Consider the following 404-nt stretch of genomic DNA (forward strand, 5'->3'; position numbering starts at 1 on the left):
CAATAGAACAGCGGGATTTTTCTATCCACGGCGCTTTAAAAAAGGCGGAAGCTTTTAATTTCAGCGAAGCGCCTGTTATTGCGGATGATCTTGAAAAAGTAATTGAAAATTTTGTGCATGCCCTCAAAAAAGATCAATAATAAAGATATTGATAACCTCTTTTTATTTTTTGCAGATCAAGCAAAACAGAATAGCTGGTTGCATACCATTCGTCTGTATTATGTAAACTTTCTGCCGGCAATTCATTTAATTCAAAAGGCAAAGACGTACAGGTGATCACGGGTTTTAATAAAGCCGGCAAGCCTTCTCCGTTTCCTGCATAACCGATCCAGGTCTTCTGTTTAAACAGTACTGAAAAAACATTTTTATAAAACCTGAGGGGTTTCTTTTGTAAAAAAATATGC

Annotated in this window: 1 protein-coding gene; it reads right to left on the minus strand. The window is 36.4% G+C overall.

The features are described from left to right. Positions 1–133: 133 nt before the first annotated feature. Positions 134–404 (minus strand): hypothetical protein (locus I6F37_RS42880; RefSeq protein WP_225154811.1); only part of this gene is annotated, 271 nt, incomplete at its 5' end.

Origin of the sequence: Bradyrhizobium sp. NBAIM08 (assembly GCF_020193935.1) — a bacterium.
GTDB lineage: Bacteria > Pseudomonadota > Alphaproteobacteria > Rhizobiales > Xanthobacteraceae > Bradyrhizobium > Bradyrhizobium yuanmingense.